20 protein-coding genes are annotated in these 19,870 nt (G+C 54.6%); all 20 read right to left on the reverse strand.

Annotated elements, in window-relative coordinates; genetic code table 11:
* Positions 1 to 262: 262 nt before the first annotated feature.
* A complete protein-coding gene (locus tag BDD14_RS03255) occupies positions 263 to 916 on the reverse strand; it encodes a hypothetical protein (protein ID WP_130417541.1) in 654 nt (217 codons plus the stop codon).
* A complete protein-coding gene (locus BDD14_RS31590; RefSeq protein WP_165419813.1) occupies positions 916 to 3,459 on the reverse strand; it encodes a collagen-like domain-containing protein in 2,544 nt (847 codons plus the stop codon). Before BDD14_RS31590 ends, BDD14_RS03255 begins: the two co-directional genes overlap by 1 nt.
* 26 nt (positions 3,460 to 3,485) lie before the next feature.
* Positions 3,486 to 3,917 (reverse strand): hypothetical protein, encoded by a 432-nt coding sequence (locus tag BDD14_RS03270; RefSeq protein WP_130417544.1) that lies wholly within the window; start codon positions 3,915 to 3,917, stop codon positions 3,486 to 3,488.
* Between the two features lie 118 nt (positions 3,918 to 4,035).
* Positions 4,036 to 4,287: a hypothetical protein gene (locus BDD14_RS03275; protein WP_130417545.1), complete on the reverse strand. Its 252-nt coding sequence runs from the start codon at positions 4,285 to 4,287 to the stop codon at positions 4,036 to 4,038.
* A 3-nt stretch (positions 4,288 to 4,290) separates the two neighbouring features.
* A complete protein-coding gene (locus tag BDD14_RS03280) occupies positions 4,291 to 4,794 on the reverse strand; it encodes a hypothetical protein (RefSeq protein ID WP_130417546.1) in 504 nt (167 codons plus the stop codon).
* 717 nt (positions 4,795 to 5,511) lie between these two features.
* Positions 5,512 to 8,643: a phage tail protein gene (locus BDD14_RS03285; RefSeq protein WP_130417547.1), complete on the reverse strand. Its 3,132-nt coding sequence runs from the start codon at positions 8,641 to 8,643 to the stop codon at positions 5,512 to 5,514.
* A complete protein-coding gene (locus tag BDD14_RS03290) occupies positions 8,644 to 9,084 on the reverse strand; it encodes a DUF6950 family protein (RefSeq protein ID WP_130417548.1) in 441 nt (146 codons plus the stop codon).
* Positions 9,085 to 9,087: 3 nt separating this feature from the next.
* Entirely contained in the window at positions 9,088 to 9,645 is a 558-nt protein-coding gene (locus BDD14_RS03295; RefSeq protein ID WP_130417549.1) for a hypothetical protein, read from the reverse strand.
* Positions 9,645 to 10,286 (reverse strand): hypothetical protein, encoded by a 642-nt coding sequence (locus BDD14_RS03300; protein ID WP_130417550.1) that lies wholly within the window; start codon positions 10,284 to 10,286, stop codon positions 9,645 to 9,647. Before BDD14_RS03300 ends, BDD14_RS03295 begins: the two co-directional genes overlap by 1 nt.
* Before the next feature lie 3 nt (positions 10,287 to 10,289).
* Entirely contained in the window at positions 10,290 to 12,500 is a 2,211-nt protein-coding gene (locus BDD14_RS03305; RefSeq protein WP_130417551.1) for a phage tail tape measure C-terminal domain-containing protein, read from the reverse strand.
* A complete protein-coding gene (locus BDD14_RS03310) occupies positions 12,497 to 13,006 on the reverse strand; it encodes an HK97-gp10 family putative phage morphogenesis protein (RefSeq protein ID WP_130417552.1) in 510 nt (169 codons plus the stop codon). The genes BDD14_RS03305 and BDD14_RS03310 overlap by 4 nt, the downstream gene beginning before the upstream one ends.
* Before the next feature lie 357 nt (positions 13,007 to 13,363).
* Positions 13,364 to 13,759, reverse strand: coding sequence for a hypothetical protein (locus tag BDD14_RS03315; protein WP_130417553.1), 396 nt, complete (start codon positions 13,757 to 13,759; stop codon positions 13,364 to 13,366).
* Between the two features lie 66 nt (positions 13,760 to 13,825).
* Positions 13,826 to 14,314, reverse strand: a complete 489-nt coding sequence (locus BDD14_RS31595) for a hypothetical protein (RefSeq protein WP_165419905.1) — start codon at positions 14,312 to 14,314, stop codon at positions 13,826 to 13,828.
* A gap of 3 nt (positions 14,315 to 14,317) precedes the next feature.
* Positions 14,318 to 14,698: a DUF3168 domain-containing protein gene (locus tag BDD14_RS03325; protein ID WP_130417555.1), complete on the reverse strand. Its 381-nt coding sequence runs from the start codon at positions 14,696 to 14,698 to the stop codon at positions 14,318 to 14,320.
* Positions 14,695 to 15,045, reverse strand: coding sequence for a phage head closure protein (locus BDD14_RS03330; protein WP_130417556.1), 351 nt, complete (start codon positions 15,043 to 15,045; stop codon positions 14,695 to 14,697). Before BDD14_RS03330 ends, BDD14_RS03325 begins: the two co-directional genes overlap by 4 nt.
* Positions 15,045 to 15,725: a head-tail connector protein gene (locus BDD14_RS03335; protein WP_130417557.1), complete on the reverse strand. Its 681-nt coding sequence runs from the start codon at positions 15,723 to 15,725 to the stop codon at positions 15,045 to 15,047. Before BDD14_RS03335 ends, BDD14_RS03330 begins: the two co-directional genes overlap by 1 nt.
* A gap of 239 nt (positions 15,726 to 15,964) precedes the next feature.
* The gene (locus BDD14_RS03340; protein ID WP_130417558.1) at positions 15,965 to 17,176 is read right to left on the reverse strand and encodes a phage major capsid protein; all 1,212 of its coding nucleotides are present in this window, start codon (positions 17,174 to 17,176) and stop codon (positions 15,965 to 15,967) included.
* 5 nt (positions 17,177 to 17,181) lie between these two features.
* Positions 17,182 to 17,583 carry a hypothetical protein gene (locus BDD14_RS03345; protein ID WP_130417559.1) on the reverse strand — a complete coding sequence of 134 codons (402 nt, stop codon included), beginning with the start codon at positions 17,581 to 17,583 and terminating at the stop codon, positions 17,182 to 17,184.
* A 134-nt stretch (positions 17,584 to 17,717) separates the two neighbouring features.
* Positions 17,718 to 17,894, reverse strand: a complete 177-nt coding sequence (locus BDD14_RS31600; protein ID WP_165419907.1) for a hypothetical protein — start codon at positions 17,892 to 17,894, stop codon at positions 17,718 to 17,720.
* Between the two features lie 959 nt (positions 17,895 to 18,853).
* Positions 18,854 to 19,651: a phage antirepressor KilAC domain-containing protein gene (locus BDD14_RS03350; RefSeq protein WP_130417560.1), complete on the reverse strand. Its 798-nt coding sequence runs from the start codon at positions 19,649 to 19,651 to the stop codon at positions 18,854 to 18,856.
* Between the last annotated feature and the right edge of the window lie 219 nt (positions 19,652 to 19,870).

Raw genomic sequence — 19,870 nt, forward strand, 5'->3', positions numbered from 1 at the left:
GCAAACTTCGTATCAATATTCGACTCATCGAGCACTGTTGATCGATAAAAGATGCGCTCCCCCTCCGCCTACACACACCGGGATCGAATGATCGTGGAATGCTTCGGCGATCTTCTGCTTCTCACTTCGTCTGTAGTAGCATCCGCACATATAAACTCCACCGTAAGACCGGGTACATCTTGTCTCCTTAAAGAGAAGAGGCCCAGGTCATCACGACCTGAGCCTCGATTTTGGTTATGGGTGCGTCAGCTAGTTTGTAATTTCAGCTCGCGCCGAACTTAGTAATGGCCGTCGTGGGATCGCCCGTGTCATCGACGATGAATCCCGCAGTGCCAGAACCGTACCTGCTATCGGTTCCCGAGGCTGACGTGCCAGCGGTGAGATCTTTGCACGTCAGAGTCGATCCCACTGCGGACAGCTCAAATGTATGACCAGCGGCGGTCCCTGGGCAGCCGGTCACTGGAGTAGTGGTTCCGTTGCCAGTATCGAGGACATAGGAGGCAGTCACGCCGGGAAGGAAACAGTAGCCGTTGCCATAGACATCCATCCGAACGCAGACACCTATGATCCCGACATTCCAACCACTGTCCGCTGCGTACACCATACGCGCTGATTGGTCGTCTGGCAGAGACACACCGGACAGGATGCCGAACCCTTTACCTCCCGCACTCGAGGACTGAGCGCCACGACTCGTCACTTGCACGCCCGTATATCCGTCCACCGTCGATGACGCCCATGGTGAAGCGATCGGGTTCTGGACGGTGTCGAAGCATGTGGTATAGGTGCCGGTGATTCCCGCGCATGTTGACGCCGTCGGAGCATTTGCGAGGGCCTGAGTGCCACCTCCACCAGCACTAATCGCTGATTGTGTGAGGAGCACCGCGCCAAGAGTGAGAGCAGAGAGGATCTGGTTCATTACTTCGCTCCTATATTGAGGGTCATCACGCCCGGGGTGATCGAACTGCCTGTGACGTTGCAGACACGCCAGTTGAGCGTGTCGGCCGTCGGCCAAGCGACGAAGGTGAGACCTCCGGTCGATCCCCATCCTGTGACTCCGGACGCATCGGAGGCGAATGCCGTCGGGAAAGTCGTGGTTGTCGTTACTCCCGTCATCGTGACGGTCCCTGCGGTTGTGCAGGAGTTGGCCGCTATAGCTGAGGTCGGCATCACGACCTGTACGTCCGGGATAACGGCAGGCGTGCTGGGAATACCGAAATTGAGAATGGCAGCATTCGATGTTCCTGCGTTGGTTACCGTAGGAGTCGCGCCTGGAGAGAGCGGGGTCACAGTTCCCACTGTGATGGTAGCCGCCGTACCTGCTGCTCCGGTCGCACCAGTAGCGCCAGTAGCTCCGGGGTTGCCAGTCGCACCAGTAGCGCCCGTTGCACCTGCGGGGATACCGAAGTTGAAGACCGCCGCAGAGCTTGTACCCGCATTGACGATAGTCGGTGTAGCACCCGGAGAGAGAGGAGTAACCGTTCCGACCGCGATAGTAGCCGCTGCTCCACCGCCACCTGTCGCCCATGTGCAGACGGACTGGTTGACACCGTTGACGGTTCCGGGTGTAGCGCACGAGAGGGACTGACCGGATGCCGGCGCTGCTGATGGCAACTGGAGTACGTAGGCCGGGGTGCCCGAAGCGGGTCCGGCGAAACCTACATAACTCGTGGGCCAACCAGTCGTGGATATAGTTCCCGTACCTATACCGAGCAGGTTAACTCCCTGTGTGGTTCCGGATGTGGTGATCTGAGGCGTGGTGACAGATGTCGAAGCCCGGAGACTGCCTGTGACGTCTAACTTGAACCCGGAGTCTACAGTGTTTCCGATAGATACGTTTCCGCTACCAAAGATGGTCTGGATGGGAGCGGTGCCACCAAAGGAGAACTGGAGTTGGTTTGCGACAGATCCGGTGCCAGCCCATTTGAAACCTACGTAGGCTGAGTTTCTGGTGGTTGTGATGTCCTTTCCGGTGTAGAGGTAGGTGGTATCACCCGCGGCCATATTGGGGGATACAGCCTTCATGGGAATCATTGTTGCCGCCGCAGGTTCGTTATTGATAACCGAAAATCCTGGAGCAGCAGCGGTGACAGCGGTATTAGTCGCTTTGACTACTGTCGGGTTAGGGTAAGTTCCCGCGAGGTCGCCACCGGCCGTACTGGATGTAGTAGTCGGAAGTCCAAAGTCGAGCACTGCAGCCGAAGTCGTCCCTGAATTGGCGACTGTCGGAGTAGCTCCCGGAGATAGCGGAGTTACAGTGCCGATCGCAATAGTAGCCGCCGCTCCGGCCGAGCCGGTCGCGCCTGTGTTGCCTGTTGCGCCAGGGGTGCCGGTTGCGCCAGTTGCGCCTGTAGCTCCCTGTGCGCCTGCCTGCGCTAACAATTGCCACTTTGTTGCATCGGTTCCAGGCGTGACGTTCGTGCTTGCCGTAACTGCGATGTAGGACGAGCCCAGATATGCGACGGCATCGAAGTCTGCGTATGTTGTGGTGCTGCTCCAGGTACCGCGCCAGTTGGTTGAGCCGCCTGACGGACCTTGCGGGCCAGTTGCGCCTGTCGCACCTGTAAGCCCCTGCTCGCCTGTCGCTCCGGTTGGTCCCGGGTTGCCTTGTGGACCAGCTGCCCCGGTGTCGCCTTTGATCCCCTGAATACCTTGCGGAATGGTGAAGTTGAGGACAGCCGCGGATGAAGTACCGCCATTCACGATCGACGCCGATGTCCCAGCCGCACCTGTAATGACAGTACCGACTGAGATGGTAGCAGCCGTGCCAGGGTCTCCCTTTGGACCTTGTGTACCGGTTCCGCTCGAGGATGCCGTGCAGGTGTTCGTGGCAGGGCTCCAAGCGTTGCCCGGGGTCGAGCATCCAGTGAGACCAGCAACTGCAGCCTGCATCGTAGCCGCAGTGACAGTTCCCCCGCTCCCGCCAGTGACGAGCACCTGAGTACCAGCTACGCACATGTAGAGTTGTCCGTCGTTGGCGTTCCTAATATAAAAACTAGGCGCAACGCATGTACTCGGAGGAGCCGCGGTGCCATAGCTTACCTGGATCGGTTCGACGTTGGTTGTCTTGGCCGGTGGAGCATATGCGTCAAGCGCCCATGTGGATCCGGTGATAGCAGGTACGGTAGACATAACTATCGCTCGATGTGTGGCGGAATCCGTGATCTGGATCGAATAGCTGATGTTGGCCGGTGTCGTGGTTTGAGCGTCCGGGACCTCGCAGGTGCCCGTAACCGCGCCGTTCTCGATCGAGCAGGAGAACGCTTGCGATGAGTTGAGCGCGCCGTTGCCTACGAACGGGATAGGAGCACCCGCCGCATTCACAGGTGTGAAAGTCACGGTGCCGGCAGCGACAGTCGAGCCTCCCATACGGATCGAGGTCGCGGTTATGGTCGTCATTTGGGCATGCGCACACACGGAGAGGCATACGAGCGCCGCGGCTGCTTTGAGCAGTCTTTTCATTGTTGCTCCTGGGTTTGGGGAGAAAGTTAGAGGTTGATCGAGGTTTTAGACGTTTTGTGGCTGTACGGAGCCGAGTAACGCAGTTGGGTTTCGGCCTTCTCTTTTAGCCTCTGCTGAAGTAGCGTGTTGAATGCAGCTAGGTCGGTATCTACCAATGCGGCCTCGTCATCGCGCAGTTGCACACAAATATGAAGGTCAGGGGTCCGCTTGTAATTGCCGAGTAGCTCCTCGCGCGAGAGGGTAGATTTCCAAGCTTGAAACTGCTCTTCGGTGATCGTCCCGGCCTTCCGCATCGCGGGGTAGTGGATGGTTACGTCCGTGCAGAGCTTGGCGTGTACCTCGACTACCTTCCGTTCTCCCGAGGGATACGTCGAATAGCCGCACATGGTACCGTCTTTCTCGATGTGCGGGCAGACGATGTTCCCGTCCGCGTCAACATGGCCGGACTTATGCGCCATCTCTTCAGAGATGACACCGGGACATTGCGGTTTCATGCAGTGATGTAGATTTGGATGAGTGTGGACGTTACCGCGTGGAGAGTGGAAGCATGCGTGGTCGTGAGATTCTAGAAGTGACTTAGGCACTCGGAGTCACCGCCTTCTTAGTTATTTTCCCCGTGGTCGCGTCGAAGGTGTAATTACTTATCCCGTCAGCAATCAAAGTGTTGTATGTGTCCGCGGTAATGCCGACCGGTTCAGCCAGCACCTTCGGTGTGCCATCAGCGTTCTTCAAACTGACAACATTGACGAGCGGAACAATGGTAGCCGTCGGATAGCACGCAGCATGGTAGATGTTTCCGCCTGAATCGTGTTCTAAGAAATAAATCATGGTCTAAATCCACCTGTAAAAACATGTAGTTCCGGCCGCCACACTCGGCTCGTAAAACGCGCTCCCTGGGGTGATTATTTGGTCGTTACCGACTCCAGTGTTGCAACGCACCTCAAACCCGCCAGTATAGGGAGTAGTTACGTGAAGGGGCTCGAATAATGTCGTTTCCGTCTCGTACTCATTCCCGGATGAGTCTGTCTCAACGTTCCAGAAGATAGCTGGATACGTTGTGTCAGGAACTACCATCGGAATGACGCCGGGGGTCGTCGAAACGTCTGCAAGTCCTCCGCTGATGCCACCGGGTGCTGAGACGAAAACACTGCCGGAAGTCGGTAGAACGGCCGAATTACCTAGTCCGTGAACGATGTAACCTTCCGAGTCGATGATGCCATACCCGTTGAGGGTTAGCATGTTGATTGGAGTACCGTCCCCAAACGCCAGGTTGCCATTATTGTCGATGGTCATTACTACCGCATTTGCTGTGTCGTCGTGAATTATGATGGGCATTAGAATATCGAATATCCAACTGTTTGAACGCCACTGGAAAAGAAGGGGCTTATTGTGAAGGTGGTTTTAGTGCTATCGAATGCGGTAATGACTGCGTTGCCGTTTATTGCACCGAACCCAGCACTCTGAGGGCAACCAACGTCCACAGAGGCTCCCCCATTTACATTTACCGACCCGGTAACTCGTGGCATAGCATCCGGCCTAGCTATACTTTGAGCTAAGAATGACCCGTCGAGCAGAGCCCGCCCTTGAAATGACAACGGACTATTGGGAGTTGCGGGTCCGAACTCCGTGTTTCCGGAGTTATCGAACTGCAACCTTTGCGTTGCTACGCTTGCGTCATTGAGCTGGAAAGGCATTTGTCACCAGATGTTGTAGTTATTAGTAACGTCAAATCCATTAGGGTTCGGGAAGGTTACAGCAGAATTAGTCACAGCACTTGGAGTAACAGTAGAAGACACAGCAGGCGGAGCAGCAACGGATACGTTGACTGACGCAGAACCGCCCGCGGGAACAACCAATGAGCCAAAGTATGCTGCGGGGCAGCCAGGGCGAAGTGACCCATCGGGAAACCTCGCATTGGTATCAAGTACCGCGGCTCCTAGTACGGCTATCTGCTGCCCTTGTACCGGCAGTGCTCCAAGTCCAAGCTGACCGGCGTTATCTATATAGAACAAGATCCTGCCGGCCGTTAAATCACTTATTTGAAATGCCATATCAAATCGCCTGTATGGAGTAAGTACGGTTCCCTGTGTTGAGGATGACCTTGAACCCGGTAGGAACGACGTTGGCTATTACCTGAGCAGGCACTCCACCTACGTTGTTAGTATCGTTCGACGTGTTCTGTCCGGTGACGTCCGCACCCCACTGTGAAGCGGCTACGTAGTCCTGTGCGGAGACGTTGCTATAAAACTCAAGAGACGTGCCAAGCTCATACATGGCCAACGATGCGTAGAAGACACCATCAGGGCATAGCCAATCGTAGGTGTAGGTTTGTGGACCAACTAACCCGCCATTCGATAGGAAGTCAAAGTTAGTGATGTAACCAGAAACACCAGGAATGATGTTTGGGGCATACTGTGAGCCGTACATAATGCGATGATAGACACCCTGCGTGCCTGGTGTTTGCTGAAAGCCTGTAAATCTAATTCTATATTTCTGCCCCGGCACTACATTGAATGCCGGGGAAACTGCTGAACCGCTAGCCGAGATTGATACCCCACCTGCGGGGTTGTAAACGATTCCACCGAGCCACGATGGATCTGACGTCCAACCATCTATGTTGCCGAGAAGAAAATCTCCGTTTGCGACTAGATTGGCGCTCGTCCCTGAGTAGACAATAGGCTGATCCGCGGTTACGTCTGAGCCCCACTGAGCAGATGCACTGTAGTCCTGCACTACAACATGACTAAATACAAGTTGTGCTGTGCCCAGTTGATAGAGTGCGATTGTTGCGTAATGGGTACCCTGTGGACATGTCCAATCATAGGTGTAAGTAGTAAATGGATTGTTCATGTTGCCAGCAGAAAGGAAGTCCTGGTATCCCTGATATCCGACAACAGGTAAATCAGAGATATTAGGGACGTAGGTAGATCCCCAGAAAATGCGATGATAGATGACTCGTGTTCCATCAACCGCCACAGCACCTGTGATTGTTATTCTGTATTTATTACCAGGTTGCACGGCGAAGGTGGGAGAGAAAGCAGAGGAGTTACCAGGGACAAGCATGCCTCCGTTTCCACCGCTATAAACTGCTCCGGCAACTGACCATCCATCTAAGTTTCCAAGGATGAAGTCCCCGTTGGGCACTAGATTGGCTCCTATCCCTGTATAGACGAGGGGTGCGATCGTCCCGAGGAACGAAGGTGTACCGTTGGCCGCGTAGTTATCGATCTCGAGCCAGCCAGACGACACTCCACTCGCGCGCGTCGAGCGAATCCTGACATCGTACGTACCACCTGAGACGATACCGGTGATAAGTGCGATGTTGATAGAGATATCAACGGAGGAAGATGCACGCCATCCCGCATCGCCAGAACCGGACACACGATATTGCACATCGATCTGGGTCACCTGAGAATCTTGGGGAGTGTCCCACGTGGCCTCGATTACCGGAGTCACTGATCCATCGGCTCCAACGATTGCGAACGCCGGTCCGGAGTTTAACTGCATGTTGTTCGGTGGAGGCGGTACCGCGGGAGCCTGACCTGGAGGAACCGCCTGAACGTCATATGCGGTCAGTTCATCTTCCGGATTCCACTCATAGACCGAAGCATTAGTCTCGTTCACAGCAAAGCTAACGCGGATCTCCGGTGCTCCTCCGTCCTGGACATCATCGACCCTGAAGGTCACGCCGTTTACTTCAAGCAGCTTGTTGGTCCAGCTTAGCGCCGGCGATGAGAAGTTCATCACATCCGTCGGCTGCATCCCGAAAGCCGCGAGGCCCATCTCTAGCGTCCCGGTTCCCTGAAACCGATTGCGCAATAGCATGATCTTCGCTACCCGTTGCCATTGAGCGATGGACAATACAGTCTGCTGAGACACCTCTAGTGGATGGGCGAAACCTCCATCAGCCAGCAACCATTCATCTTCCGGGAATCCATGCAAAGCGTCGCAGGCATACTCCGGCGCATTGGTAGCTGTAAATGCGTACGGGAAGTTGTTCTGTATCTGCCCTTCGTAAAAACCGTTACTGTCGTAGAGATTGCCAGCTACCGAGTACGGGAAGTTAGGTGCAACATAGGTGCCTTGCACGCGGTTAACTAGATCTCGGACGCTTCGATATGGCTGCCAGGAGAACTTACTGGTCAGACTACTCTCATCGAAATTGAAGGATGCCCCTTGGAAGTATGCAGGCCACAGGTACCACTCGCCGCCGATAAGAGACAGTCTTCCAGCAGCCCCAGGCAGCATCGTCTGCAGGACATCGCCGGGGCCAGTCGCGGTATCGTAGTGGTAATTCAGCGTATAGCGTGCTTCCGATGTTCCCGGGATAGCGGCAAGTGGGACCTGTTCATCACAAACGTTTGCTGCTGCAATCAACTGGAGCTGGTTGACGGTGTTGCTGCCGAGTCCAAACTGCGTATCTGTGATCACATCAGCGACACACAGCGCCCAGTTGTTACTGAAGCCGGTAGTCCCTGTGCGCGGGTCCCAGATGTTGTTCTTACCGCGGACGGTAAATTTGATCTCTGGTTCGCCTGGAAACAGGGTGCTATCGAACTCAACCTTCAGATAAACGTAGGTGCATCCACCAAGCCATGGGGAATTGCCGTTACCATCTGCGCTCCACACCGGGTCGTTAGCAGTTAATCCGCTGATAACATCACCGGGCAGTTGATCGCCCCAACGACATTCGCAGTAAACTTTTCCGCCGAAATCGTACTGGACGCCGTTCGGTCCGGTGTGGGATCCGCTGGCCGCGGTTCCGCCGAAGTTTACGCCGTTGCGAGTGGTGTTTCCGACTCCGGGAGCGAAGAACACCTGACGGCCGTCGAGATACAGGTTTACGATGCTGTCACATTCGTGGCCAGCAATGACGATCACGTAATTCATCTGATCGTGGTGACTACCTGTCGTAGACCGGTAGATCATGACGCCACCGACACGCTGTTCACCATAGATGACAGCGCGGTTGGCCGCTGGCTGGCGAGTAGTAATCGCCATGCCACGATTGGTGGTCAACGCACTAGCGATCGCACCGGCCTCCATGGAAATGCCGCCGATTACGAGCGTCGCCATCAATTTGTCAAAGATTGGAGATGCGATTAATGCGGGATCAAAAAACGCAGCGACACCTAGACCTGCTGCACCTGCTAGTTCCGCAGCTCCCATTACTGCTTTAGACATTTAGATACTCCACGCTCGAACAATGTTCGTAATTGGCAGTTGGACGATTCCGTTCTCTCCGACACTAACCACATGACGGCCGTTCAGGTGAACGACACCCGCGATGAGGTTCCCTCCGTTGTCGATAACAACAAGGTCACCGCGCTTCGCCATCAACGGATGCGTGTGTTCGGCGAGCCCGTGCTTATTAGCGCAGTATGTCGCAGCATCAGCGATAGTAGAACCGCCTGTGATCTTCTTGATTATTCGTAACGCGCCCAACTCGGTCGTGTACTTGCCGCGGAAATTTTCCGCGATGTCGGTGCCTGTGATGGCCAAGATCGCATCCGCGACAAAGAGAGCACAGTCGTTAGTACCCCAGGCGAACGGAGAGGTAGCCCGTTCAACCAGGAAATTGTGAAAGGCGCGTGTGTGCCAATGCTGCTTCTTATTGAGTGCCATAGGTCAAGACCCCCAGATCAACGCTTGATCGTTGAGGACTTCTACCCAGGAAAATCCTGAATCCGTTGGGTATTGAATCCGTTGATCGGCGGACGTATAACGTCGGTTGCTGGCGCGGGAGAGATCGATCATGCGGTTCTCGAGAGCCAGAGTGATCGTGATCGAATCAGGACCGACACTCACTGACGGCTGATCCATCGTCCCGCTGAAGATCTGATAGGGTGTTCCAATTACATTTCCTGCCTGATTCATCAGACCGAACCAGATAATAGCTTGTGCGCCCGGTTGCACGTCAACGAGTGACTCCTCCAATAAAACGGGGTCGATACCGGATAGCGTTAGCGTCGTGCCGTATGCTTCGACGTTGGTCCCTTCCTGAATCGTTCCGACCTGTGCGAAGGAACCGACTCCCACGAAGAGTTGTCCATCTACCGTGAGGTTGCCTACACCAGACCAGACACGCTGAACGCTCGTCTTGAATGCTAGTTCAGCAATGAAGAACGGGATGATGGTTCCAGTCTGCAAAGCCGAATACATTGATGGATCGATCTGACGAGGCATTAGCGGTACTCCGTTATGGAAAATGACAGGTGTGTCAACTTTGTGTAATCCGTACTCCACGTGACGGTGTTTTTAGCGAGTCGGAATAGACCGAGTGCATTACTGGTAGTAATGGCACCACCCGGAACCTCGCGAAGTGAAGGCCATACGTTGATAACGGCTTTGCCATTCGCATCGCTGTTCACTGGATCTAGAACTGTATGCATCCTGAATCCCACCTGGATAATGTCTCCGGGTAGCAGAAGATTGATCTGCGATGGCACCCATCCTAGTGTCGGTAGAGAGGTAGAACCGGCTGAAACCGGAGTAGAAGAGTCGACCGCGGGAGCGCCCTGTGGGTTTCCTTGAGGCGTCGGTATTAGAGGGTCACCAATCTGAAAGGCGTTCTGCATACCCTGCAGTTGTTGCAGCGCGGCTCGCCACGGTGCTGCCTGCGCTCGTGTCATCGGTGGAAGCGTGCAGGTACCAGACCACATATCGGCCCCAGGCCAGCGCTGGACCTGAACCTGACCAGTGAAAACGCTCGTGACCGTAGCGACTGCTGTAGTGGCAGACCAATCGATAGACTGGAGACCAGGTGTCAGGGGCAGGCTGACCACCTCTACGGTGTTTCCGTTCAAACTTATGATTGAGATGGGCATGGTTTATCGAACAGTAGAAGGTCGTCGTTTGGTGCGTTCATTCATGGCATGCACTGAACCGGCCATGATTTGAGGAGCGGCCTGCTGGATAGCACGGTTCACGGCTACCTGTACCTGTGCGGGATCTGTCGCACCGCGCGCGTCAATATTGAAGGTATGGCCAGCGGATGTAGGAAGTACCGATGACAGCTTATGATTCGGGATTATCGTTCCGCTCGTGCCGGGGTTAAATAACTCCGGTCCTGCCTCACCTACGATCGCGGGTCCGTTGATAGGCCCACCAGATGCTAGAAAGGGAATCGTGTCCGTCAGAACGGACGATATGGTGTCCATACCGCCGCCCCCCTGGTCATTACTACCGGAGCTGGACGAGGAACCACCGAAGAGCTTTCCTAGCATGCCACCCGCAGCCGATACAGCGCCCGATACCTTATCAGCGATTCGCACATACATCGGGTTCTCTTGTGTTCCGAGCTTGGCCGATGAGCCGAAGCCGAGAGCACCGAGAGCAGAACCTTCCAAGTGTGTGAGTCCAGCACCCGCAACAGACCGGAACACACCGGCACCGAAGTTGCCGAAGTTTGTGCGCTGCCCAGACAGACCGGCAACGAGCTGTTGGTTGAGCCCACCGAGAATACTTTCGGTGATGTTCCTCATCTGACTGGCAGCATCTTTCGAAGCGAGCACAAAATCATCCAGAGCGTCCTTCGCGCCCACCAGAGCCGACGATGCTTGAGGGTTTGCCTGTACGTTGTCCTGCGCAACCTGAATCGTCCGGCTCGCATTCAAGCTATCCATCTGGTTCTGATTGCGCTGTAGGGCAGCCTGCCGCGCCTCGTCGTTGTCGCCGTAGCGTTTATCGGTGGTGATTCCCTGCCGCTGAGCCTGAAGTTGCGCGATCGCATCGTTGTATTGCGACGTGTGCAGGTTCACCATCGCCTGAGCAGCATCCAGCTTCGTCATATTGCCGGTAGCAGCTTGCATCTGGATCGACGACTCGGCCTGCGCATCCGAGAACTGCTTTTGCAGGTCGATGGCTTCACGTAGTGCCTGGATACGCTCGTTTGACGCTTTACCTGCCGCGGTCAGGCTGGTATTGTCAGCGGTCGACAACCCATTGGTCTTATAGAACTCGTCTAAGTACTGAGTCGAGAATTGGGCCATGTTGCGCTCCAACTCCTGAGCTTTATTCCAGAGTTCCTGATCAATCTCAAGTTGCTTGCGAAATTCATCAGCTTGCTTTTTGGCTGCTGCGCTGTTGACTTCAGCTTGCTGATTCTTCGGTACGAGTGCTGCATTCCGGTTCTTCTCGGCCTGAGAAGCCTGCTGATCATTCAGCACATCCAAGAAGCCGGTAAGAATTGCTTTGTTGGCTGTCTGATCGCCAGCCATGTCCTGAGTGCTTTCGTCGGTCGCATACTCAGGATGATTACGGATGAAGAGTTGGTTCTGAGCGTATTTTCGGTAGTACTCCTGCTTGTCAGCAAGGTTCTTCTGCGCTTGCGCGGCACCGGGGGTGCCTACAGCTTGCCGATTCAGGTATGCAAGATGCTGAATCTCGTTCATGCCGTAGCTGACTGATCCCGACACGGAGCCGGTTCCGGCCTGTCCGGTGAGTAGCCCTGCCAATCCGGTTAATTTGTTCTGAGACAGCAGCTCCTTAACTTTGTTCGCATCCTGCTCGAGGGACTTGGCTAATTCGTCAGCCTTTATGCGCGTCTCGTCGAGTTGGATCGCGAGATTATTTTGAGTCTTCCCCTGGAGCTTGTCGATGTGGTTCTGTAATTGGTCGTTGGTCAGCTTGAGAGCGTCAGTTGCAGCCTGAGAAGAGAGATGGAGAGAGTTGAATCCTTGCCCGATAGCCTTAGGCATATCGTTGGCTTTCTTGACGAACTCAGCTACTTCTGTACCCAACTTGAGAAACATCTCCCCCAGCATGACTGCACCCACAACCGGAAATGCTGCCTTCAGCACTCCAGATAGGACCTGCGACTGCGATATAAGCCGCTCGATGGCACGGATGTTTGCGCTCATCGGATTTTCTAGTAGTCGGATCGAAGCGCTGGCCGCCTGCATGGAGCTGACCGTTGAATGGCCGGCAGTACGGGCCTTACCCGCGAAGCTGTCCAATTGGCGCTGCGCCTCAGTCATCGCTTGGCTATATGTAGCCTTGTCGACGCTTAGAACGACTTGAACATTTCCAGCTGGCATCATTTTCCTTTCTTCGCGGCCGCGGTGACTTCCTCGGCCAGTGTGTCCGCGATGGTTTGTGCTACTTGTTCGGCTGTGGCTTCGAACGCGGGACGGATGAAGGGATGAGGATCGACATCGCCGACCGCGCTCCCCGGTCCTTTTGTCTTACCGGCATTGCGGCCTGACTTGATAACCGTGGATCTACCGCCCGTTACCATCCGGTGGCCATATTCGACCCAATTTGCCGCGTGGCGCGTCAGCTTTCCGGGTCCTACGATGGCTGCGATGTTGCCCTGATCACTACGGGTCATCGTCACGCTAATATCGTTGGCCAATGCCCCTGGTGGCAGAGTGCCGCCGCCAGTCTCATTCACCGGTGCTCGTTCTTCAATCGCAGCGACTTCTATGGCAGCACCCGCACGGAGTGCCGTCCGGATAGCCGCATCGGCCGCCTTCGTGCTGAGATTCTCGAGCATGGCCTTCGTTTCGGACAGACCTTTGATGTCGATGCTTATTCCGTCAGGCATTCGGTGCTTGTCCTCTCGCCATTGCGCCAAGGATCGCGTCTAGCTTCAGAGCGAGATCTATGCGCTTCTTTTTCGTCATGCGTACTGGCTTGTTCGGCGTAGATTTACGTGCTCTGCGCCGCCACTGTGAGGGCATGAAGTCGTATGGTGTCGTCGGTTCCTTAGTCGCTCTGAAACCTGTGTTCGCAACCCACGATGTGAGCTGGCCAAGCAGTAACTCATTCGACTCGGTTTTGTACTTGTGGCGTTTCAGCAATGCATCGAATTGCCGGGGTGTTAGAGCATAAAACTCTTCCGCGGTGAGTCCGAGATCGTAGCGTGCTACTGACCAGAAATGCAGCCATTTATCGGCCGGGGCTACTCCGGCTGCTTGGGGTTTGCTTTTTCCTGCTTATCCTCATCCGACGGATCGGCAAGAGAGGCAGAATAGGCCTTCAGGATGCCGTCAAAGATGTTTCCGAGGTTAGGGATGGTAACGAGGCCAGCTACCTCAAGCGGTGTGATATCTGGTTGGTGCATAATAAGCGCCGCGTATAGCAATGGCACTATCTGGTCTGCGTCCAGGTTCCGTAGATCAAGAGACTGAAGCAGGTTGCATTCGATACCTGCCACGCGTAGACGAGCCTTTGCGATGGCCATTGCGCCGAAGGTGAAGCACATGAAATATGTCTCTCCTCCGAGCTTGATTTCAATTTGCGGAAGAGTAGGGTCGATACCGGGAACACCGGCTACTGCTACTTTGGTCTTTTTCAACGAATTCTCCGGTTTGAACCGCCCTTTTGTTAATGGAGTGGACGGTCAGTTCGTCTCCTATGTCGATTAGCTACCCGCGGTGACGGTTACGCTGTTGATGTCAAGGGTGAAGGAGCACTGCGACACCTTGGTCTGCGAGATGTCGAACCCACCAGCCTCAGTCACAATCGCCGAGATAGCGTAGCTGTTCCCCTGCGTGGTCTGACCCGCGAGAGCATTGACGGGCAACTGCAGAACGAAGTCGTAAGCGACTCCGGACTTTGCGGCCGCGAGCAGCGCAACCTGACCCGGGTCGTTTGCGATGTTGTTGTAGGTGCCAGACAGCGTACCGTAGTCGAACAGCGTACCCAGCTTCTGGGTGATTTGGCCCGAGTCAAAGTTCGTGTTATTGGTCGTCGAAGTCTTCCAGCCGTCAAACTTGAAATCGTTCAGCTCGCCGATGTGAGTGGGCGTTGCCGCGGGGGTGACACCGGTGGGACCGAGGATGCTGAGGGTAGTGCCGGCGCCGAGTACGACTGCCTTACTGGGAACAGGGACAAAGGGAGTGACTGCCATGGATTATTGCTCCTTACTGAAATTGGAAAAAATGTAAAACTCGGCACTGGCCGGGTACTGCAACACTTCATGATCAAAGTCGTCGATGGTCTGAAGGAAGCTGATGAATACTCCGTTCTGGCTGTATTGACTGAGCGCGCCGATCACCGCTGTGCGCAGTGTGACCGCATCGCCGTACGAATTACCCCAGCAGCTCACCTCCACTCGGCTACGCTGTGTGCCATATGTGTCTACGGTTGCCTTCGAGCTACCACCGACAAACCGATAGGTGATCGCTGGCATCGGTGAGTCAGTCGGAACGACCAGAGGATATACGCGAGTCCCGCAGATAGCCTGGATCGCCGGATTGCTGGAGAGAGCCGCGGCAAAGACTTGTTCGATCATTCGGCTCCGTTCAGCTCGTAGACGAAAAGGACAAGTTCCTTATTCGCTTGTTTGGTGTTAACCACAGCCTGGATCTCATAGACGTGAGTGATATTCGTGGTCGGTTCGGTGTAGACGACACGCTGATTAGGTGCGATCGCTACAGATGGCGTCCAGCGCATCTCCAAACGGTGCGTGACCTTCGAGACGAACTCTGCGGTTGCGTAGACCAGCTGCGAGTTCTGCACGTCGATTGAGGCCCAGCACTCGTAGACCGTATTCCAGGTCTGTAAGGGCTGACCAAATGCATCCTGATCGGTTGAGGGTGCTTGGACGGATATCCGTCTGTTCAATTTACCCGCTAGCATCAGTAACCACCGGCGAAGGTAAAACTGTCGAATTTTACGGTGTCTAACAGGCTCTTGATACCGAGAGGAATCTCCTTCAGGCTGAGTTCGCTGACGGTTTCACGATGTTCATAGAGGTGACCGACCATGAGAAGCATTGCCGCCATGACAGCGCGCGGACAATTGTTGGTAGCCACTCCATCGCCGTATGATCCTGCGGTGTAGGTGACCTGCACAGATCCGGGGAGATAAAGTTGGGTTGTAGGCCACGTCAGAGAAGGCATGGGAACGATCCTGGCCGGTTCTGAGGTCAGGTCGACGTAATAGGTGGATGGATCGAGCGTCTGCACCGTGTTCGTAAGGTCCCGGTATGCGATCGATTCGACGCTAACGGTTCCTGGCCGTGGTAAACGGATGCACAAAGGGTCCCAATATGCCGAATAGTAAGGCCAGCCATGCATTTGAGCCGGTGGAATGGTGCCGTTGTTGTACGTAAATAGTGGAAATGCATCCAAGCTAAGAACGATCGTCTGCTCAAAGAATGCGCGCCGACTATAGACCTCACAGAACTCGCGAGCCGCGCCGATGAGGCCCATAATCAGCAAATCATCGGTGTCAAAGTCCACACGGAGATGTGCCTTCGCCTGGTCCAGTGTTACGGGCTCGGCTACCGGTGGTACTGTGACCTTGAATGAAAGCATCTCTAGCGTCTACCTCGTCGTTCTCTTCTGCTTGTTGGCTTGACTGCGGTTTCTTTTGGCAAAACTACGGTAGGTTTGGCAATTCCGTGATGGATCAAAGTCTGCGCACGCGAATCATTCATCTCCGCAGTGCAATCAGCGTGATATATACGGACGCCAGGATCGGAGAAGTCGCGGATGAAGGTAATCAGCATTGGGGAAAGGGTGGGGCGATTTACGGCTCGCCCTTGGCCGGTTAGTTAGGACGCTGCAGCCTGCGACAACGCTACGATCGGGTGAGTTCCGGCATCCGTGCTGATACCACCGATGCGGCTATAGCCGATGAATCCGACCTCGAGGGTGTCAGCATAGCGCTCGTTCAAACGAAGGATCGACAAATCGCCGTCAGTCCTGAAAAGATAGCCGGCGTCGAATGCTCCGAAGAGAACCGTGCCAACAGCCGAAGCCGCGATGTTGGGCAGCGCCTGATTGAGGACAACCGGACGGCCGAGCAACATATCGAATGCTCCCGAGTTTGGCGACGGGGTGTAGAGCGGACGCCCGAAGGAATCCTTTACACCGAGCAGGTACGCGCGAGTCTGGCTGTTAAACATCCAGGTGGCATTGCTGATGTACGCAGGGTCGAGCGCACCATACATGGCCACAATATCGTCATAATCGATGCTGTTGCTGCCATTCGCACCGGAGACCGCAGTGTTTCCCTTAGCCGTTACAGCAGCATTCGCGGAGGTGATCAGAGAGGCTACGTTGGAACCGTTGCCATTTGTAATCATAGCCTCGAGCCCTCGGCCATAGCGCTGGCCGAAAGCCTGACGAACCCAGCTATCGACGTCGAAGTAGCTATCCTGAAGCTCCTGGATGCTTACCTTGATAACGCCGGTAGTGACCGTGTCTGTGGAAAGTATCTTCGAGGCGAACGCCGGATCAACTTCGGTTACTGCGGTAGCCTCGCCCAACACAGTCAGGTTGTTGCCCGTATCGTTGCTGAGTGCAATCTTCAGCGGCTGCCCGCCAGTCGTGCGCTTCTGTCCCACAAGCAATGAAACAGGTCCGAACGCCTTCAGGGCCTCAGTGAGAACTCCGTGATACAGCTGCGGTACCAGGGCTCCGCCGTTAGCACCAGTCGTTCCGGTCGTAACGTCGCGGTTTTCACGGACAAACTCACGCAGTTCGGCATCCACACCCGAGTGACCACGAGTGATGTACTGAGCGAACGCACGCTTTTCCTTCGCGCTACGCTCTTCAACCTGGGTGGATTCGATGGCCTGACCCGGCTGTGCGCGGTTTGGACGCGGCGCGCTACGCTGCTCGGCTTCAAACTTCTCAACCGCTTCGAGGCGCTGAATGTCGGAATCGAGGATTGCGACGTCGGCGTTCATTGCGTCAAACTGAGCCCGCTTCTCGGTGTCAAAGTTAACTGCCGCGATTGCTGCGATTGCATCCCAGCTCATTCTTATTACGCCTTTACCGGAGCCGTCGAGGGCTGAACGTTCAAGATGCCAACAACAGCCGTGATCAGGCTATTGATGTAATCGGAGGTAGCCGTGATGCCAAGCTGCGATAGAAGAGATGTCACTGCCGATCCGGCTAGACTGAGGACTTCAGCCGCCTTCAGCACGCCGGTACCTGACGCAGCGCCAGACGCTGCATACTTCTGCTCAACCATGAGGACTGCATTCTGAATCAGGGTCGTTACATCGAGAGCAGCCGAGGTTCCGGCCGCAATCGCCGCTGCCTGGGCGGGAAACAGCATCTCTGCAAGCTTGGCGACAGGTGGCGCATACTTGAGGATGTCAGCGTAGACGACCTTCTCTTCCTTCTCGATCCATTTGAAGATCGTTACAAAAACATTGCTCATGACGGGTGTCTCCTCAGCTGCCGATGGTGTGGGAATGTCTTGTGTTACTTGAATTGCCGGAGTTGTCACGGCAGGATGTGTGGGAATAGATTCTTTCTTGCCCAGCCATTTAAGGGGGTTAAATTCCAAAATCATTAGGCATCCTTCTGGACGAAGGCAAGAGCAGCCTTGAGGAGTGCCACGACGATAACCGCGGTCTTAGCTCCAACCGGAATAGCCAGATAGGCGGTAACTAGAGCAATTGCTAGGCTCAATAGTCCCTGCGTGGTGGTCTTCCAATTCGCGGTGATCTTACTTGTGTCGATCGTCATCTATTACTCCGAGAGAGCAGATCACCGCCCTTCTGCCTTACTGCTACTGCATGTCTTTGGTTGCCTCGGGATCTACCCACCCCGGTAAATTTCTACCAGGGTCTAGGGATCAGAGACGTTGCGGTTTTGAGAGGAGGAGTCCGGTCCGGGTCAATCGAAGGGAGTGGACGATACGGCCACGGACCAGAGGGGGAAAGTTATGCGGTTTCGAGCGTTGGTCCACTTGCAGCGAATTTAGCTGCTGCCCAGATCAGTGCTTTATATTCACTCACGTGAGTCTCAGCGCTAGCAGGGGCCCTGAATGTGATACCGGGCAGCTCGTAACTAGCTAAGGGTTCGGCAAGCCGCGCTTGCTCGTTGCGTGCATCGATCGATTCTGCAATCGATAGATCTCGGACGCTAACTCCGTAGTCAACCCAAGCTAGAGAACATTGATCTATGCCGCGTAGGGCGTGCTTAAATTTCAGGTGAAATCCGCGTGTGACGTTCAATACTCGAAAATTTGAGGACAATAGAGACTCCGGGGGCCGGGGTTACTGCTGTTAGACCTAGCCTATTGGCGCTAGGAACCAATATCATCGGGGACATGTGGCTTATACCGCGTGATACAGCTCTATGCAAGATATTTTTTGAGAAGCAGGACCTAATGCTTCTAGGTCCTACTTTCTAGTCAAAGCTGATATATCAGACAGACACAAGTTTTTTCTTCTTAGATTTAGGACTGACTGTGCGCGCGGTGCTCTTAGTCCTAGTTACCGCACTGGCAAAAACCTTCCTCATGCGCGTGTCGTCTGCATGGCGGTAACACTCACTATCACGGTTTAGGGTCGAGAGCCGCGTAGAGCAGCCCTGTCGCTTACAGACCCTGCCGGCGCGCTTTTGACGGGCCACGCAGCTCTTACAGAGGATGGATTCGTAGTTCGAGACGAGATTATTGCATGACGCACACAGACCGAGCTTCACAGCGCCTCCTGAAGTGTCTTGTGGAGCCAGCAAAGGCCTTTGCCTGTCACCTTCGTGGTCCAGTAGGTTATTGGCTCGCCGTTGGAGCCGGGGCGCGTTCCAAGCTTCACTTGAAAATAATTTGCGTCAAGAAATCGTTGATAAGGTTGATTGTCGAACTGAAGAATTTTCATCGCCCTAAGCTTCGCGAATAGCTTCTTCTGACCCCAACGAAGCAGCTTTGCAGCTTCAGCCACGCTCAATAGGTTCGTTGAATCCGTTACCTTGTTGATGAACTCAAGTTTCGGCGCGGCAAGCTGCAGTTGCTCGTCCTTCTGAACCACAGCGGTTTCGAGCTTCTTCACCTCTGCTTGGAGATAGAGATTCTTTTCGCACTGCTTCAGGATCAACTGCTGGAGAACCGAGGAGTCGTTCAAGTCCGGCAGAACCGGCTGGACAGGCAAATCCGACTTCGCCTTGAAGTAGACATTCACGAGCTGGCGCTGTACCTGCCAAGCCCGGTCGTCATTAAGGCTCTTTGCGAGTAGTAGGTAACCGCTCTCGCTGAGCAAGATTACATTAGGGTTCCCTAACTGAGAAATGGCATCGGGGACTACGGTACGAACTTCGTTCCGTGTACTGTTGATGTAGTCCTCCCCTTCTATGAACCGATAACGGTTCTCTATGAAGTTGCGCTTTGCGGTTCCTTCTGGACGCCCATGCACATCATCGATCATCGCGAGGGTTACCATGCGCTGCCCATTAATCTCGAGGACGGATACACTCGTGCTGCCAATCTTGACTATCTCGCTCACTTACCACCGCCTTGAGCGATCTCGTTGATCAGGTCCATCAAAATGATCCCTGCGTCGGTATTGAATGGGCCCGTCGTGTTTTGTAGATGTAACTGGGCGTTGCTCAAGAAAATTGCAGCCTGCATTCTGGTGCTCGGCATCTGTTTGTCATAAAATCTGAAATCGCTCCAACGTCCAACCATAAGTACTTACTCCCATTTCTCCCCTTTGCTAATTGCA

The sequence above is a fragment of the Edaphobacter modestus genome (genome assembly GCF_004217555.1).
Taxonomy (GTDB): Bacteria; Acidobacteriota; Terriglobia; order Terriglobales; family Acidobacteriaceae; genus Edaphobacter; species Edaphobacter modestus.